This window comes from Streptomyces sp. NPDC097617 (assembly GCF_044761485.1).
Taxonomy (GTDB): domain Bacteria; phylum Actinomycetota; class Actinomycetes; order Streptomycetales; family Streptomycetaceae; genus Streptomyces.
Genome location: NZ_JBIWCL010000019.1, coordinates 125,773 through 138,564, shown reverse-complemented (window position 1 = coordinate 138,564; position 12,792 = coordinate 125,773). Strand labels below are relative to the sequence as shown.

Annotated in this window: 11 protein-coding genes; 10 read left to right on the top strand and 1 reads right to left on the bottom strand. The window is 72.7% G+C overall.

Features of this window, described 5'->3' with window-relative positions; all coding sequences use genetic code 11:
* Positions 1-3: 3 nt before the first annotated feature.
* Positions 4-1,008 carry an AfsA-related hotdog domain-containing protein gene (locus tag ACIQZO_RS27195; RefSeq protein WP_403630920.1) on the bottom strand — a complete coding sequence of 335 codons (1,005 nt, stop codon included), beginning with the start codon at positions 1,006-1,008 and terminating at the stop codon, positions 4-6.
* Positions 1,009-1,465: 457 nt separating this feature from the next.
* Here ACIQZO_RS27195 and ACIQZO_RS27190 point away from each other — a divergent pair, with 457 nt between their 5' ends.
* From ACIQZO_RS27190 to ACIQZO_RS27145, 10 genes are all read left to right on the top strand, one after another.
* Positions 1,466-2,905, top strand: a complete 1,440-nt coding sequence (locus ACIQZO_RS27190) for an MFS transporter (RefSeq protein ID WP_403630917.1) — start codon at positions 1,466-1,468, stop codon at positions 2,903-2,905.
* Positions 2,906-3,008: 103 nt separating this feature from the next.
* Complete coding sequence (locus ACIQZO_RS27185) at positions 3,009-3,956, top strand: AIR synthase-related protein (protein WP_403630914.1); 948 nt, start codon at positions 3,009-3,011, stop codon at positions 3,954-3,956.
* Between the two features lie 167 nt (positions 3,957-4,123).
* Positions 4,124-4,723: an acyltransferase gene (locus tag ACIQZO_RS27180; RefSeq protein WP_403630912.1), complete on the top strand. Its 600-nt coding sequence runs from the start codon at positions 4,124-4,126 to the stop codon at positions 4,721-4,723.
* A gap of 434 nt (positions 4,724-5,157) precedes the next feature.
* Complete coding sequence (locus ACIQZO_RS27175; protein WP_403630909.1) at positions 5,158-6,327, top strand: hypothetical protein; 1,170 nt, start codon at positions 5,158-5,160, stop codon at positions 6,325-6,327.
* Complete coding sequence (locus ACIQZO_RS27170) at positions 6,324-7,094, top strand: WecB/TagA/CpsF family glycosyltransferase (RefSeq protein ID WP_403630906.1); 771 nt, start codon at positions 6,324-6,326, stop codon at positions 7,092-7,094. The genes ACIQZO_RS27175 and ACIQZO_RS27170 overlap by 4 nt, the downstream gene beginning before the upstream one ends.
* Complete coding sequence (locus tag ACIQZO_RS27165) at positions 7,094-8,350, top strand: nucleotide sugar dehydrogenase (RefSeq protein WP_403630905.1); 1,257 nt, start codon at positions 7,094-7,096, stop codon at positions 8,348-8,350. Before ACIQZO_RS27170 ends, ACIQZO_RS27165 begins: the two co-directional genes overlap by 1 nt.
* A gap of 4 nt (positions 8,351-8,354) precedes the next feature.
* Positions 8,355-9,497, top strand: a complete 1,143-nt coding sequence (wecB, locus tag ACIQZO_RS27160) for a non-hydrolyzing UDP-N-acetylglucosamine 2-epimerase (protein ID WP_403630903.1) — start codon at positions 8,355-8,357, stop codon at positions 9,495-9,497.
* A gap of 22 nt (positions 9,498-9,519) precedes the next feature.
* Positions 9,520-10,269: a chain length determinant protein gene (locus ACIQZO_RS27155; protein WP_403630901.1), complete on the top strand. Its 750-nt coding sequence runs from the start codon at positions 9,520-9,522 to the stop codon at positions 10,267-10,269.
* Entirely contained in the window at positions 10,266-11,717 is a 1,452-nt protein-coding gene (locus ACIQZO_RS27150; protein WP_403630899.1) for an oligosaccharide flippase family protein, read from the top strand. Before ACIQZO_RS27155 ends, ACIQZO_RS27150 begins: the two co-directional genes overlap by 4 nt.
* Before the next feature lie 4 nt (positions 11,718-11,721).
* Positions 11,722-12,792, top strand: a complete 1,071-nt coding sequence (locus tag ACIQZO_RS27145; RefSeq protein WP_403630896.1) for a hypothetical protein — start codon at positions 11,722-11,724, stop codon at positions 12,790-12,792.

The following is a 12,792-nucleotide window of genomic DNA, read 5'->3' as shown; positions in this document are numbered from 1 at the left end:
CGGTCAGTAGTCCTGGACCACGGAGGTGCGGGCCTCGGCGACCGCGCGGCGGCGCTGCGTCAGGGTGAGCGTGACCGGCACGGTCGGCCGCCCCTCGTCGTCCCGCCCCAGCGGTCCGGCGACCGCCACGCAGCGCAGCGGAAGATCGCGCTCGGCCGGCCCGCGGAAGTGCACCTGGCAGGCCCCGAGCGTGCTCCGCGCCGGGTTGAGCCCGTGCGTGCGGCTTGAGGCGAGCAGCGAGGTCTGGCGGAGCGCCTCCAGCAGGTGCAGCCCGGAGAACTGCCCGTCCCCGCCCGTGAACACGGGGGAGACCCCGGTGGGGAGCAGCCAGGTGCTCAGCCGGCCGCGCGAGACATCGGTCGGTTCGCTGATGACGATGTTCTCGGGGGCGTAGCGGCCGGCCTCGGCGGAGTCGGCCGGACGCAGCGGACCGTCGGGCGCGTCGTCGATCTCGGGCGCGGCCTGCAGGGCCTTGCGGGAGTGCTCGACGTGCTTGCGGTACAGCTTCGGCATCAGGAAGACCAGACCGGCCGCGCCCGTCGCGCACGGGCGGCCGTCGATGGTCACCTGGAGGTGGAAGTCGAGCCCGCGCGGCACCTCCGCGACCACGTTCGCGGGGCGGGCCCTGATGTGGGTCGCCAGCGGTACGGGACGGGAGCCGCCGGCGTCGGTGCGCCAGGCGTTGAGGTCGGTGAAGTCGAGGGCGAACCGGTAGAAGAGGCCGGGCCGGTCGTCGGGCACGCCGAAGTAGCGGTGCCCGACGAACTCGCCGATCTCGCGGACCGTCTCGGTGGCGATCTGCAGGTCGTGGAAGTGGCCCGGGCCGTCGTTGAAGAGCGGGTGGGTGATGGGAGTCGCGCCGACGAGCGTGAAGTTCTCCTCCCCCAGGCTGGGGGCGTCGAGGGCGTAGTACGCCCGCGTGGGCGGACGGTGGATCAGGTGCTGGGTGCCCGCGGTCGCGTGTCCGTGGATGGTGGGGGTCGAGGTCGTGCCGTTGTCGACTGTCATCGGACTCCTTCGCGGGGTACCCCCCTGCGGCGCGGGGCAGGGACTGGCGGTTCGCCTCGGGGCGTGGCCCGCCGACGCACGACGGCCGTGCTCGGCAGGAGGAGATGCCGACTCCTCCTCCTGCACCGGAGATCCATGGTGGCCCGCCCGACCCCGACCAGCCATCCGGTACCGCTGTCATCAAGGTGCATGGCAACAACTCGTCCCACCCCGCCCTGCCCGACCGGCAGGGCGTGCGCCCGGGCGTCGCTCCGCCCTGCGGGGCCGTGCCGGATGCCTCGGGAACGTCCGGCAGGGTTCGGGGGCTTTAGTGGCGTCCATGCGGTGGGGCGGAGCGTGGGTGCCGAGGCCCCGCCCCACGGGACGCCCCCACCCTGCGGGCGGGGCTTCGAACCTCCCGATCCCCGCCCCGATGTTCGAAGCGCCCGCTCTCCCCGATCCCGGAAGGCAGCCCCCGATGGCCACCACAGGGCCCGCGCGCACGCGGGACTCCGCCCCCGCGCCGGCGGCGGCCGCGCCCCGGCTGTCGGCCCGGCTCCGGTTCGGCTATGCCTCGGGGTCGCTCGTCACCGGTACCTTCACCACCCTTCCCGGCCTGCTGCTGCTCCCGTACCTCACCGACACGCTCGGTACGGGCGCCGCGCTGGCGGGCGCGATCGTGTTCGTGCCCAAGGCCTGGGACGCCCTGCTCAACCCCCTGGTCGGCCGCGCCAGCGACCGCACCCGTACCCGCTGGGGCGCCCGCCGCCCGTACGTCCTGCTCGGTGGCCTCGCGATGGCCCTGGCCTTCGCGCTGACCTTCGCGGGCCCGCTGCCGGGCACCGCCGGCGCCTGGTTCACGGCGGCCGGATACCTGCTCACCGCCACCGCGTTCGCCTTCTTCCAGGTGCCCTACGTCGCCATGCCCGCGGAACTCGCCGACCGCGACGAGGACCGCATGCGCCTGGTCGGCGGGCGGGTCGCGGTCATCGGCGTAGCCGCCCTGGTCACCGGCGCCGCCGCGCCCGCCCTCGTCGACGCCGGGGGCGGCGGCCTCGCCGGGCACCGCTGGGTGGGGGTGTTCGGCGCGGTGGTGATCGCCCTCGGCGCGCTCTGGGTCTTCGCCGGCACCGCCCCGACCCGCCGGGGCGCCCCGCCCCCCCGGAGCGCCGGCACCGCCGAACCCCCCGGAACCGCCGGAGGCACCCGCCCCGGCCGCGTCCTGGAGAGCGAGCCCGGCCTGCGCCGCCAGTTCGCGGCCGCCCGCGGCAACGCCTCCTTCATGGCACTGCTGCGCTGCGTGGTCGTCCAGTCCGTCGCCACCGGTGTGCTCCTCGCGGGCGCCCCCTACTTCGCCGACCACGTCCTCGGGGACTCCGCCGGGGTCGGCGCCCTGGTGGTCGCCTTCGTCGCCCCCAACCTCCTCACGGTCCCGCTCTGGTCCCGGCTGCGCGGCCGCCGCGGCTACGCTCCGGCGTCCGCGCTGTTCGCCACCGGCTGCCTGCTCCTGCTCGCGGCGCCCCTGCTGCCCCAGGCGGCGGTACTGCTGGTCATGGCGCTCGCGGGCACCGGCCATGCGGGCCAACTGCTCTTCCTTTACGCGATGCTGCCGGACTGCATCGCACGCGACACCGCCCGCAGCGACCACCGCCGGGCGGGCCTCCTGTCCGGCCTGTTCACCACCGGGGAGGGCCTGGGCGTCGCCCTCGGACCCTTCCTCTACGGGGTCGTGCTCCAGCTCTGCGGCTACGTCTCCTCCGGAACGGGCCGCGCCGCGGAGCAGACGGAGACCGCCCGGCTCGGCATGCTCGCCGGCTTCGCCCTCCTCCCTGCCCTCGCCACCGCGGTCGCCGTCGTCCTGCTGCGCGGCTACGACCGCCCGGACCGTAGGAAGGGCCCCGGCCGCCGCCCCTACTGACCCCTCATCCGCCGCCGCCCGGGCGACACGGGTATGCGCGGCGCCGCGCCCCCCGCGATGATGAGGACGGGACGATCATGAATCGCGGGCATCGGGGGATGGCGTGACGTACACACAGGGGTGGGACGCGGCCCAGGTCGGCTTCGGTCCGGGGGTGCGGACCCTGATCGAGCAGGAGCTCGTAGCGGACCGCGGTGTCGTCGTGCGGACCGGGACCTACGTGGTCGACCCGCCCTTCTTCGGCAACGGCGACATCGGGCGGGTCGCCGTCTGCGGCGCCGTCAACGAACTGGCCGTCACCGGCGCCGAACCCCGGCACGTCGCCCTCGGCATCGTGCTGGAGGCCGGGCTCGCGCTGGACCTGGTCCGCAGGCTCACCGCCTCCGTGCGCACCGCCGCCGCCGAGGCGGGGGTCGCGATCGCCGCGGTCGACACACAGGTGGTCCGGACGGGCGAGGCCGACCGGGTCTTCGTCACCGCGACCGCCTTCGGGGTGCTCGGCGGCGGCGCGCTCCTGGAACCGCACACCGTCCGGCCCGGTGACCGCATCGTGGTGACCGGGCCGCTGGGCAGCCACGCCGCCCACCTCGTCTCGCTGCGCGACGGCCTCGGGTACGAGCACCACGTGCCCAGCGACTGCGCCCCCCTGGCGGGTCTGATGCGGACGGTGAGCGCCGATATCCGCCATGCCCGGACCGTGGTCGCGGGCGGCCTGGCCGAGGTACTGCGCCAGTGCGCCGCGGACCGCGGCCTGACCCTGCGCGTGGACGAGGCGGCCCTGCCCGTGCGGTACGAGGCCCGAGTGGCCCTCGGCGCCCGGGGGCTGTCCCCTCTGGACGCGGCCTGCGCCGGCTGCCTGTGCCTGTTCGTCCCGCCGGAGCACACCAACCGGGTGCTGGCGGCGCTGCGCGCCCACCCGCACGGCCGTCGGGCCGCCGTCGTCGGCGAGGTCACCGCCGACCCCATGGGCGACGTGGAATACCTGGCCCCCGACGGGCATCTCCGCACGCACACCATCCCGTTCGGTTCCGTTCCCGAACGCCTGCTGTGAGCGGTCGGCCCCGCAGCGGGGTCAAGTGCGTTGCGTGAACAGTCGGTTGATCTGCGTATGAGGTGGGCCATCGGCGCATATGCTCGCTTCGTACAGCCGCACTGCGTACATCCGTACGTCGCGCACCTGTGCTTCCGTATGCCTCGCAGCCGATAGGGGACCGCGCCGTGAGTGTCCGTATCCAACCCTCCTCCCAGGTCGACGAGAGCGCCGAACTCGGCGAGGGGACCACGATCTGGGATCTGGCGCAGATCCGCGAGGAGGCCCGGCTCGGCCGCGGCTGCATCGTGGGGCGCGGGGCGTACGTCGGGCCGGGGGTGCGGATCGGCGACCACGTGAAGCTGCAGAACTACGCGCTCGTCTACGAGCCCGCGGAACTGGGCGACGGGGTGTTCATCGGCCCCGCGGCGGTCCTCACCAACGACTTCTACCCGCGTGCCGTCGATCCCGACGGCACGATCAAGCGCGACGGCGACTGGGAGGCCGCCGGGGTCGTGGTCGCCGAGGGGGCTTCGCTGGGGGCCCGTTCGGTCTGCGTGGCCGGGGTGCGCATCGGGCGCTGGGCGCTGGTCGCGGCCGGCGCCGTGGTGTCCAGGGACGTGCCGGACTTCGCGCTCGTCGCGGGCGTACCGGCCCGGCGGATCGGCTGGGTGGGCCGGGCCGGGGTACGGCTGGTGGAGCGCGAGGGCGAGCCGGGCACCTGGGAGTGTCCGCGCACCGGTGCGCTGCACGAAGAGAAGGACGGGACGCTCACCGAGCGAACCTGACGGAATGTCGGCAATTTAGGGCACCGGCATTTCCTCAAAACCACAATCAACGAACATCCGCGGGCATAACGTGTCCCTGCACACGGGATCTGAGCAGGCAACAGGCCATGTTCAGTGGGGGGTTGTGTACGACGAGGGCACCGAGGGCAGTGCCGTGTCCGGCGTGGGTCCACCACGTCCGCTGACACTGCCGATCACGCGTGTCCCGGTCCGAGGCATCGCTGGGGGGATCCAGACGCCGGCCTTCGGACGGTTCGTGCCTTCGGCGTGACATCGCCGCGGGCACGGACGCCGTCATGCGCAGTCCCCCTCCACGGAGCGACGACCGCCAGGTCCGTCCGAGGAGAACGATCAGAGGGGGTAGGTGTGTTGGAGCCGTACAGCTCGGACATACGGGGTGCGGGGAGCACCAGGGGATTCGGGGTGGGGACCCGATGAACACCACACGATTAGCAGCACTTGCTCACGAGGATCCGTCGCTGCACGCCCTCGCCGAGCGGCTGCTCGCGCTGGCCGAGGCGGGGCTTCCCGCGATGTACCTGCCGGAGGCCGAGAACTTCGTGTTCACCAGGGCGGGAGTCATCTCGCCCGACGGCGCACGCGGCATGGAGCAGCGCGGAACGAGCACCCGGTACGCGGCCATCACCGCACTGGGCGCCCGCTTCCTGCCCGAGGACCGCCAGCGCGCGCTCTTCGGCGGGCGCTCCGCCGCGGAGTTCACGGGCGTGCTCGTGGAGCGGCTGCCGGGGGTGGTCAACCTCGGCGACGCGGCGCTCATCGCCTGGGCCGCCGCGGAGAGCGGCCATCCCAAACTGGCCGACGCACTGGACCGGGTGGCCGCGCTGGACGTGCCCGGCCGGCCGCAGTACACGGTCGAGGCGGCCTGGGTGCTCTCCGCCCTCGCCGCCGCGCGCGCCGCGGTGGACGTGGAGGACCGCCTCGCGGCGGCCCGCGGGCGGCTGCTCGCGGCGCGGATCGGCGACAGCCCGATCTTCCCGCACGCCACTGCACCCGGACTGGTCCCCGGCTACCGGTCCCACGTGGCCTGTTTCGCCGACCAGACCTACCCGCTGCAGGCGCTGGCCCGGGCGCACGCGAGCGGCGACGACCCGGAGGCCCTCGCGGCCGCCGACGCCTGCGCCGCCCGCATCTGCGCGCTGCAGGGCGACGGAGGACAGTGGTGGTGGCACTACGACGCCCGTGAGGGCGGCGTGGTGGAGGGTTACCCGGTCTACAGCGTGCACCAGCACGCGATGGCGCCCACCGCCCTCTTCGACCTGGCCGAGGCCGGGGGGACGGACTTCGGCGCGGCGATCCGGCGCGGACTGCGCTGGATGACCGACGTGCCCGAGCTCGCCGATCCCACCGGGAACCGGCGCGAGCCGATGATCCGCGAGGACTTCGGCGTCACCTGGCGCAAGGTCTACCGCGGCGACCCGAAGAAGGCCGTCCGGGCCGCCCGCGGGCTCACCACCCGGGTGGCACCGCACGCCCGGCTCGCACCGCTCGACCGGATCTTCCGGCCGGACGCGGTGGACCGCGAGTGCCGTCCGTACGAGTTCGGCTGGATGCTCTTCGCCTGGCTCGGAGGCCCCCGCAGATGACTCGACGACAGTCCCTGTTCGGGATCCCGCTCGACCCGCTGACCATGGACGAGACCGTGCAGCGCTGCCTCGACGCGGTACGGCGCGGCGAGCAGATCGAGATCGGCATGGTGAATGCGGCCAAGCTGGTCAACATGCGGCGCGACCCCCTCCTCGCCGAGGCGGTCGCCGGCTGCGACCTGGTCCTGGCCGACGGCCAGGCCGTGGTCTGGGCCGGCCGCGTACTGGGCGTCAAACTGCCCGAACGGGTCGCCGGCATCGACCTGTTCATGCGGCTGCTGGCCGCCGCGGAGGTGGCGGACATCCCCGTCTACCTGCTCGGCGCCCAGGAGGAGGTCCTGGAGATGATGCTCGGGCAGATCTCCGAGCGCTTCCCGAAACTGCGGGTCGCCGGCAGCCGCAACGGCTACTTCGGCGACGGCGACCAGGAATCGGTCGCCGACGAGATCGCCGACAGCGAGGCGCGGCTGCTGTTCCTCGGCATGACCTCGCCCAAGAAGGAGATCTTCACCGCCGGCTACGGCAAGCGCACCGGTGCCCACGTGGTCCACGGCGTCGGCGGCTCCTTCGACATCCTCGCCGGCATCACCAAGCGGGCCCCCCTGGCCTGGCAGCGGATGGGACTCGAGTGGTTCTACCGCACCCTCCAGGAGCCGCGCCGTCTCGGCAAGCGCTACCTCACCACCAATGCCGCCTTCCTCGTCATGACGGTCCGGGAACTCATCCACCGCACACCGTCCACCCCTTCCGCGAACAGGAGTTACTGATGCGCGTCGTCGTCGTGGGACAGGGATACGTCGGACTGCCGCTGGCCATCCGGGCCGCCGAGGTCGGGCACCAGGTGATCGGTTACGACGTGGACACCCGGCGGGTCAAGAGCCTCGCCGCCGGTGAGTCGTACGTGGAGGACGTCTCCTGCGAACGGCTGGCCCGCGCGCTGGCGCGCGGCACCTACCGCCCCACCGAACTGGCCCGGGACTGCGGCGGTTTCGACGTCGCCGTCGTCACCGTCCCGACACCCTTACAGGACGGAGCCCCCGACCTGCGCTACATCGAGGAGTCGGCGCACACCCTGGCCCGCTTCCTGCGCCCGGGTGCCACCGTCATCCTGGAGTCCACCACCTACCCGGGCACCACCGAGGAGCTGTTCGCGCCGATCCTGGAGGACGGCTCCGGCCTCACCGCGGGCGCCGACTTCCACCTCGGCTACAGCCCCGAGCGCATCGACCCGGGCAACACCGTCTGGGGCTTCCAGCAGACCCCCAAGGTGGTGTCCGGAGTCGACGCCCGGTCCCTGAAGGCCGTCGAGACCTTCTACGGGGACCTCGTCGACACCACCGTGCCGGTCCGCTCCCCCAAGGAGGCCGAGCTGGCCAAGCTGCTGGAGAACACCTTCCGGCACGTGAACATCGCCCTCGTCAACGAGATCGCCATGTTCGCCCGGCACCTGGACATCGACGTCTGGCAGGCCATCGAGGCGGCCTCCAGCAAGCCCTTCGGCTTCATGAAGTTCACCCCCGGACCGGGAGTCGGCGGCCACTGCCTGCCGATCGACCCCTCGTACCTCAACTGGCGGGTGCAGCGCGAGCTCGGCCAGAACTTCCGCTTCGTCGAACTCGCCAACGACATCAACAACCACATGCCCGAGTACGTGACGCGCCGCGTGATCGACGCGCTCAATGCCAAGCGCCGCTCGGTCAACGGCTCCAAGATCCTGCTGCTGGGCCTCGCCTACAAGAAGAACACCGGCGACGCCCGCGAGTCGCCCGCCGTCCGCATCGCCCAGCTCCTCCTCGACATGGGGGCCAAGGTCCGCGCGGCCGACCCCCACGTGGTGGAGAGCGTCAAGGTCGACGCCCGCCTCGTGCGGGTGGAGCCGACCCGCAAGGAACTGGCGGCCGCCGACGTGGTGGTCCTGCTCACCGACCACGACTCCTTCGACTACCAGATGGTCACCGAGCACGCCTCCTTCGTCCTCGACTGCCGCAACCGGGTCTCCGGACCCACCGTGGAGGTGCTCTGACCCCGTGACCAGAATCGTCTGCGTGGCCGGAGCCCGGCCCAACTACATGAAGATCAAACCGGTGATGGACGCACTGGAGCGCCGCGGCGTCGAAGTGGTCCTCGTCCACACCGGACAGCACTACGACGATTCCATGAACGACGTCTTCTTCCGCGACCTCGGCATCCGGCCGCCCGACCGCTACCTGGGCGCCGGATCCGGCAGCCACGCCCAGCAGACCGGGCGGGTGATGGCCGCCTTCGAGCCGCTGCTCGACGAACTGGCCCCGGACGCCGTCGTGGTGGTCGGCGACATCAACTCCACGCTCGCCTGCGCCCTGGTCACCGCGAAGGCCGGTCCGCTGCTGGCACACGTGGAGGCCGGTCTGCGCAGCCGTGACTGGAGCATGCCCGAGGAGGTCAACCGGGTCGCCACCGACCGGCTGAGCGACTACCTCCTGGCGCCCTCGCCCGACGCCGCCGTGAACCTGCGGGCGGAGGGCTACCGGGAGGACCAGATCCACGTCGTCGGCAACGTCATGATCGACACCCTCCTCGCCAACCTGGACCGGGCCAGGCAGTCGGACATCCTGGACCGGTACGGGCTGACCCGCGGCGGATACGGCCTGGTCACCCTGCACCGGCCGGCCAATGTGGACGACCCCGGGGCGCTGCGCGGCCTGCTGAAGGCCCTGGGCGAGATCGCCGACCGCTGCCCGCTGCTGCTGCCCGTGCACCCGCGGGCCGCAGAGCGGCTGGCCGAGCTGGGCGTGCCCGGCGGCATCCGGCTCGTACCGGCCGCCGGGTACCTCGACTTCATCGCCCTGCAGGACTCCGCCCGCGTGGTGCTCACCGACTCCGGGGGCATCCAGGAGGAGACCACCGCCCTGGGGGTGCCCTGCGTGACCCTGCGGGAGAACACCGAGCGCCCCATCACCGTCGAGGAGGGCACGAACGTGCTGGCGGGCACGGACCCGGAGCGCATCACGACCACCGTGCACCGGGTCCTCGACGATCCGCCCGCGCCGCGCTGCCCCGAACTCTGGGACGGCCGGGCGAGCGAGCGCATCGCCGCGGTCCTGCTCGACGGGCCGCCCGCGCACACCCGGCCGCGCCCGACCGACCTCGTGTCGCGCGGGCCGGCCACCGATCGACAGCACGTGCTGTAAACGCAATTCGAAGGGGAAGACCATGGATCTCGCGGAGATCTGGCGGGTCATGCGCAGGCGCTGGTACGTGCTGCTGCCGGGACTGCTGATCACGGCGGCGCTCACCGCCGCCGTGTACCTGCTGGTCCCGGTGGAGTACCGGTCGCAGAGCACGGTGACCCTGCTGAACTCGAAGAAGGCCACGGTGGCCTTCGACGGCAACCCCTTCCTGAGCACCCAGGCCTCGCTCACCGGAATGGCCGACGGCCTGGCCCGCAACCTCAACTCCGATGACGCCAAGGCCGACCTCACGTCCCTGGGCGTCACCGGAGTGCACGAGGCGAAGATCGCCGACAACGCGCTGGGCCCCTACATGTGGCTCAGCGTGGTCGGGACCGACCCGGACGCGGTGCTGAAGTCGGACGAGATCCTCACCAAGTACGCGGAGAAGCGGCTGCTGGACTTCCAGAACCAGCAGTCGGTGACCCCCGACGCCATGATCCGGATGGCCACGATCGTGCCTCCCCAGAAGCCCGAGGCACAGACCAAGGCCAGGCTCCAGTTCCTGTTCATGGCGGGCGCGCTGGGCTTCGTACTCAGCCTGGTGGCCACCTTCTTCGTGGAGGCCCGGGGGCGCCGGGCGGCGTCGTCCGGCCGGCACCGGCCGGCCCCGGGGGAGGGCGGCGAACCGGTCGCCGCCGACGCCGGTGACCCGACCGCCACCCTGCGCATGACCGTCGCCCATCCGGCCGGTTCCGGCGCGGCCGGCTCCCGTACGGCGGGATCGCCGTGACCGGCCCCGCGGCGGACACCGAGGCCACCACCGCGGCGGCGCCCTCGCTGGGACGCAAGGTCGGCTCCGCCGCCAAGTGGAGCCTGATCAACACCGTGGTCATGCGCCTCGGCAACTTCGCGACCGGCATCATCCTGGCCCGCTTCTTCCTCGGGCCCGAGGCCTGGGGCGTGTACGGCATCGCCCAGACCGTCCTGCTGGTCCTCCTCTCCGCCAACGAACTCGGTGTCTCGCTGGCGATCGTGCGCTGGGAGGGCGACCCGCGCCGCTTCGCCCCGACCGTCCTCACCCTCAGCGCCGCCTCCAGCTGCCTGCTGTACGCCGTACTGTTCGCGGTCGCCCCCGCGGTGGCCGGGGTGCTCGGCTCGCCCGAGGCCTCCGGGGTCCTGCGCGTGATGTGCCTGTGCGTGGTCCTCGACGGCCTCTCCCAGGTGCCCGCCGGCTTCCTCACCCGGGAGTTCGCGCAGGGTCGGCGGATGGCCGTCGACGGCCTCAACTTCGTTCTGAGCACCGCGGTGACCCTGCTGCTCGCCGTCCAGGGCTGGGGCGCGATGAGCTTCGCCTGGGGCTCCGTGGTGGGCAACGTGGCCGCGCTCATCGGCTGCTGCCTCGCCGCCCCCGGAACCCTGAAGTTCGGCTGGGACCGGGAACAGGCCCGGGCCCTGCTCCGGTTCGGACTGCCCCTCGCCGGAGCCAGCATGCTCGCCCTCGGCGTGGTCAACGTGGACACCATGGTGGTGGGCTCCGCCCTGGACCCGCTCGCCCTCGGCTTCTACGTGCTCGCCTTCAACATCTCCGGCTGGCCCGTCCGCATCATCTCCGAGGCCGCCCGCCGCGTCTCCTTCGCGGGCTTCTCCCGGCTGGCCGACTCACCACAGGCGCTGGCCGCCGGATTCAGCCGCGCGCTCGGCGTCGTCATGGCCGGCACCGTCCCGATCTGCGTCCTGCTCGCCGCCCTCGCCGCCCCCGTCGTGGAGCTCGTCTACGGCGAACGCTGGCTGCCCGCCGCCCGGGCCCTGCCCTGGCTGATGGCGCTCGGCCTGGTCCGCATCGGCTGCGAACTGGCCTACGACTGCCTGGTGGCCATCGGCCGGCGCCGCTCGCTGATCGGCGTCCAGGGACTCTGGCTGATCATCCTGATCCCGGTCCTCGTCATCGGCGCCCGCACCGGCGGGATCGTCGGGGTGGCCCAGGGACACGTCCTGGTCGCCGGGGCCGTCGTGGTCCCGGTGTTCCTCCTCGCCCTGGCCAAGGGCGGCATCCGCCTGGGCACGGTCGCCCGGGCCTGCGCCTGGCCGCTCCTCGGGGGCGCCGTGATGGCCGCCGTGGTCCTCCTCCTGGATCGGTACCTGGGCGACAGCGTGCTCGCGCTCCTGGCGACCGGAGCCGGCGGCACCCTCTGCTACGTCCTGTGCGTCCTGCCCGGCCGCGCGTTACTCAAGGGATAGGACCGTGACACAGCACCGAAGGCGCCTGACGGCGTGGCTGCTCGCCGGAGTGGTCCTGGCCGTCGTCCTCACCCTGTACCGGGCGGACCGCACCGCCCTGAACGAGCACGCGGCGGCGCCGGGCGCCACCGGGAGCGCCGCACCCTCCGCCACGGCGCCGCCCGCTCCCTCGGCCTCGCCGGCCACCTCCGGCCCGCCGTCCCCGACCGCCTCGCAGGGGACGGGCGAACCGCCGCCCGCCACCTCCGCCCCGCCCTGCACCTCGCCCGGCACCTGCGGGTTCCCCGACGCGGGCACCACCGGTCCCCGGATCGAGCTGGAACGGCACGACATCGGGAACATGTCCGTCAAGAAGGACGGCACGGTCATCAAGGGCTGGGACATCCGCGGCTCCCTCGACATCTACGCCAACGACGTCACCGTCATCGACAGCAGGATCACCTCGACCAACTGGTGGGGCATCAACCTGCGTCCCGGCTTCAGCGGACTGAAGGTCCTGCACACCGCGATCACCGCCGTACCGGGCAAGGGCCCCGACAACGGAGGGGTCAACTACGCGGTCTCCAACATGGGCGGCAGCTCGATCGAGGTCGGCTGGTGCGACATCTCGGTGTTCGGCAACGCCCTGTCCATGGGCCAGGGCGATCTGCACGACAACTACGTCCACGACCTCGTCGCCTTCCGCAACCAGGGCGGCGAATGGCAGCACACCGACGCCGTCATCAGCGGGGGCGGCAACAAGGGCCGGCTGACCGTCCGCCGCAACACCCTGCTGAACTCCACCCCGGTGGACAAGGGGGCCACCGCGGCCGTCGGTCTCTTCGCCGACACCGGCGTGGTCTCCTCCGTCGTGGTCGAGGGCAACTGGCTGGCCGGGGGAGCGTACGCCCTCTACGGCGGCGGCCCCGGCGCCACCGGCATCCAGGTCACCGACAACGTCTTCTCCACGCAGTACCACCCCGCCGGAGGTGCCTACGGTGCGGCCACCGCCTGGAACGCGGGCGGCGCCGGGAACGTGTGGAAGGGCAACCGCATGTCCGACGGCAGACCCGTCGAGCCGCCGCCCGCCTCCTGA

What these genes read in the sequence shown, in the direction of transcription:
- ACIQZO_RS27195 (WP_403630920.1), bottom strand. Translation starts at nt 1,008, where the DNA reads ATGACAGTCGACAACGGCACGACCTCGACCCCCACCATCCACGGACAC.
- ACIQZO_RS27170 (WP_403630906.1), top strand. Translation starts at nt 6,324, where the DNA reads ATGACTCGACGACAGTCCCTGTTCGGGATCCCGCTCGACCCGCTGACC.
- ACIQZO_RS27175 (WP_403630909.1), top strand. Translation starts at nt 5,158, where the DNA reads ATGAACACCACACGATTAGCAGCACTTGCTCACGAGGATCCGTCGCTG.
- ACIQZO_RS27165 (WP_403630905.1), top strand. Translation starts at nt 7,094, where the DNA reads ATGCGCGTCGTCGTCGTGGGACAGGGATACGTCGGACTGCCGCTGGCC.
- ACIQZO_RS27190 (WP_403630917.1), top strand. Translation starts at nt 1,466, where the DNA reads ATGGCCACCACAGGGCCCGCGCGCACGCGGGACTCCGCCCCCGCGCCG.
- ACIQZO_RS27155 (WP_403630901.1), top strand. Translation starts at nt 9,520, where the DNA reads ATGGATCTCGCGGAGATCTGGCGGGTCATGCGCAGGCGCTGGTACGTG.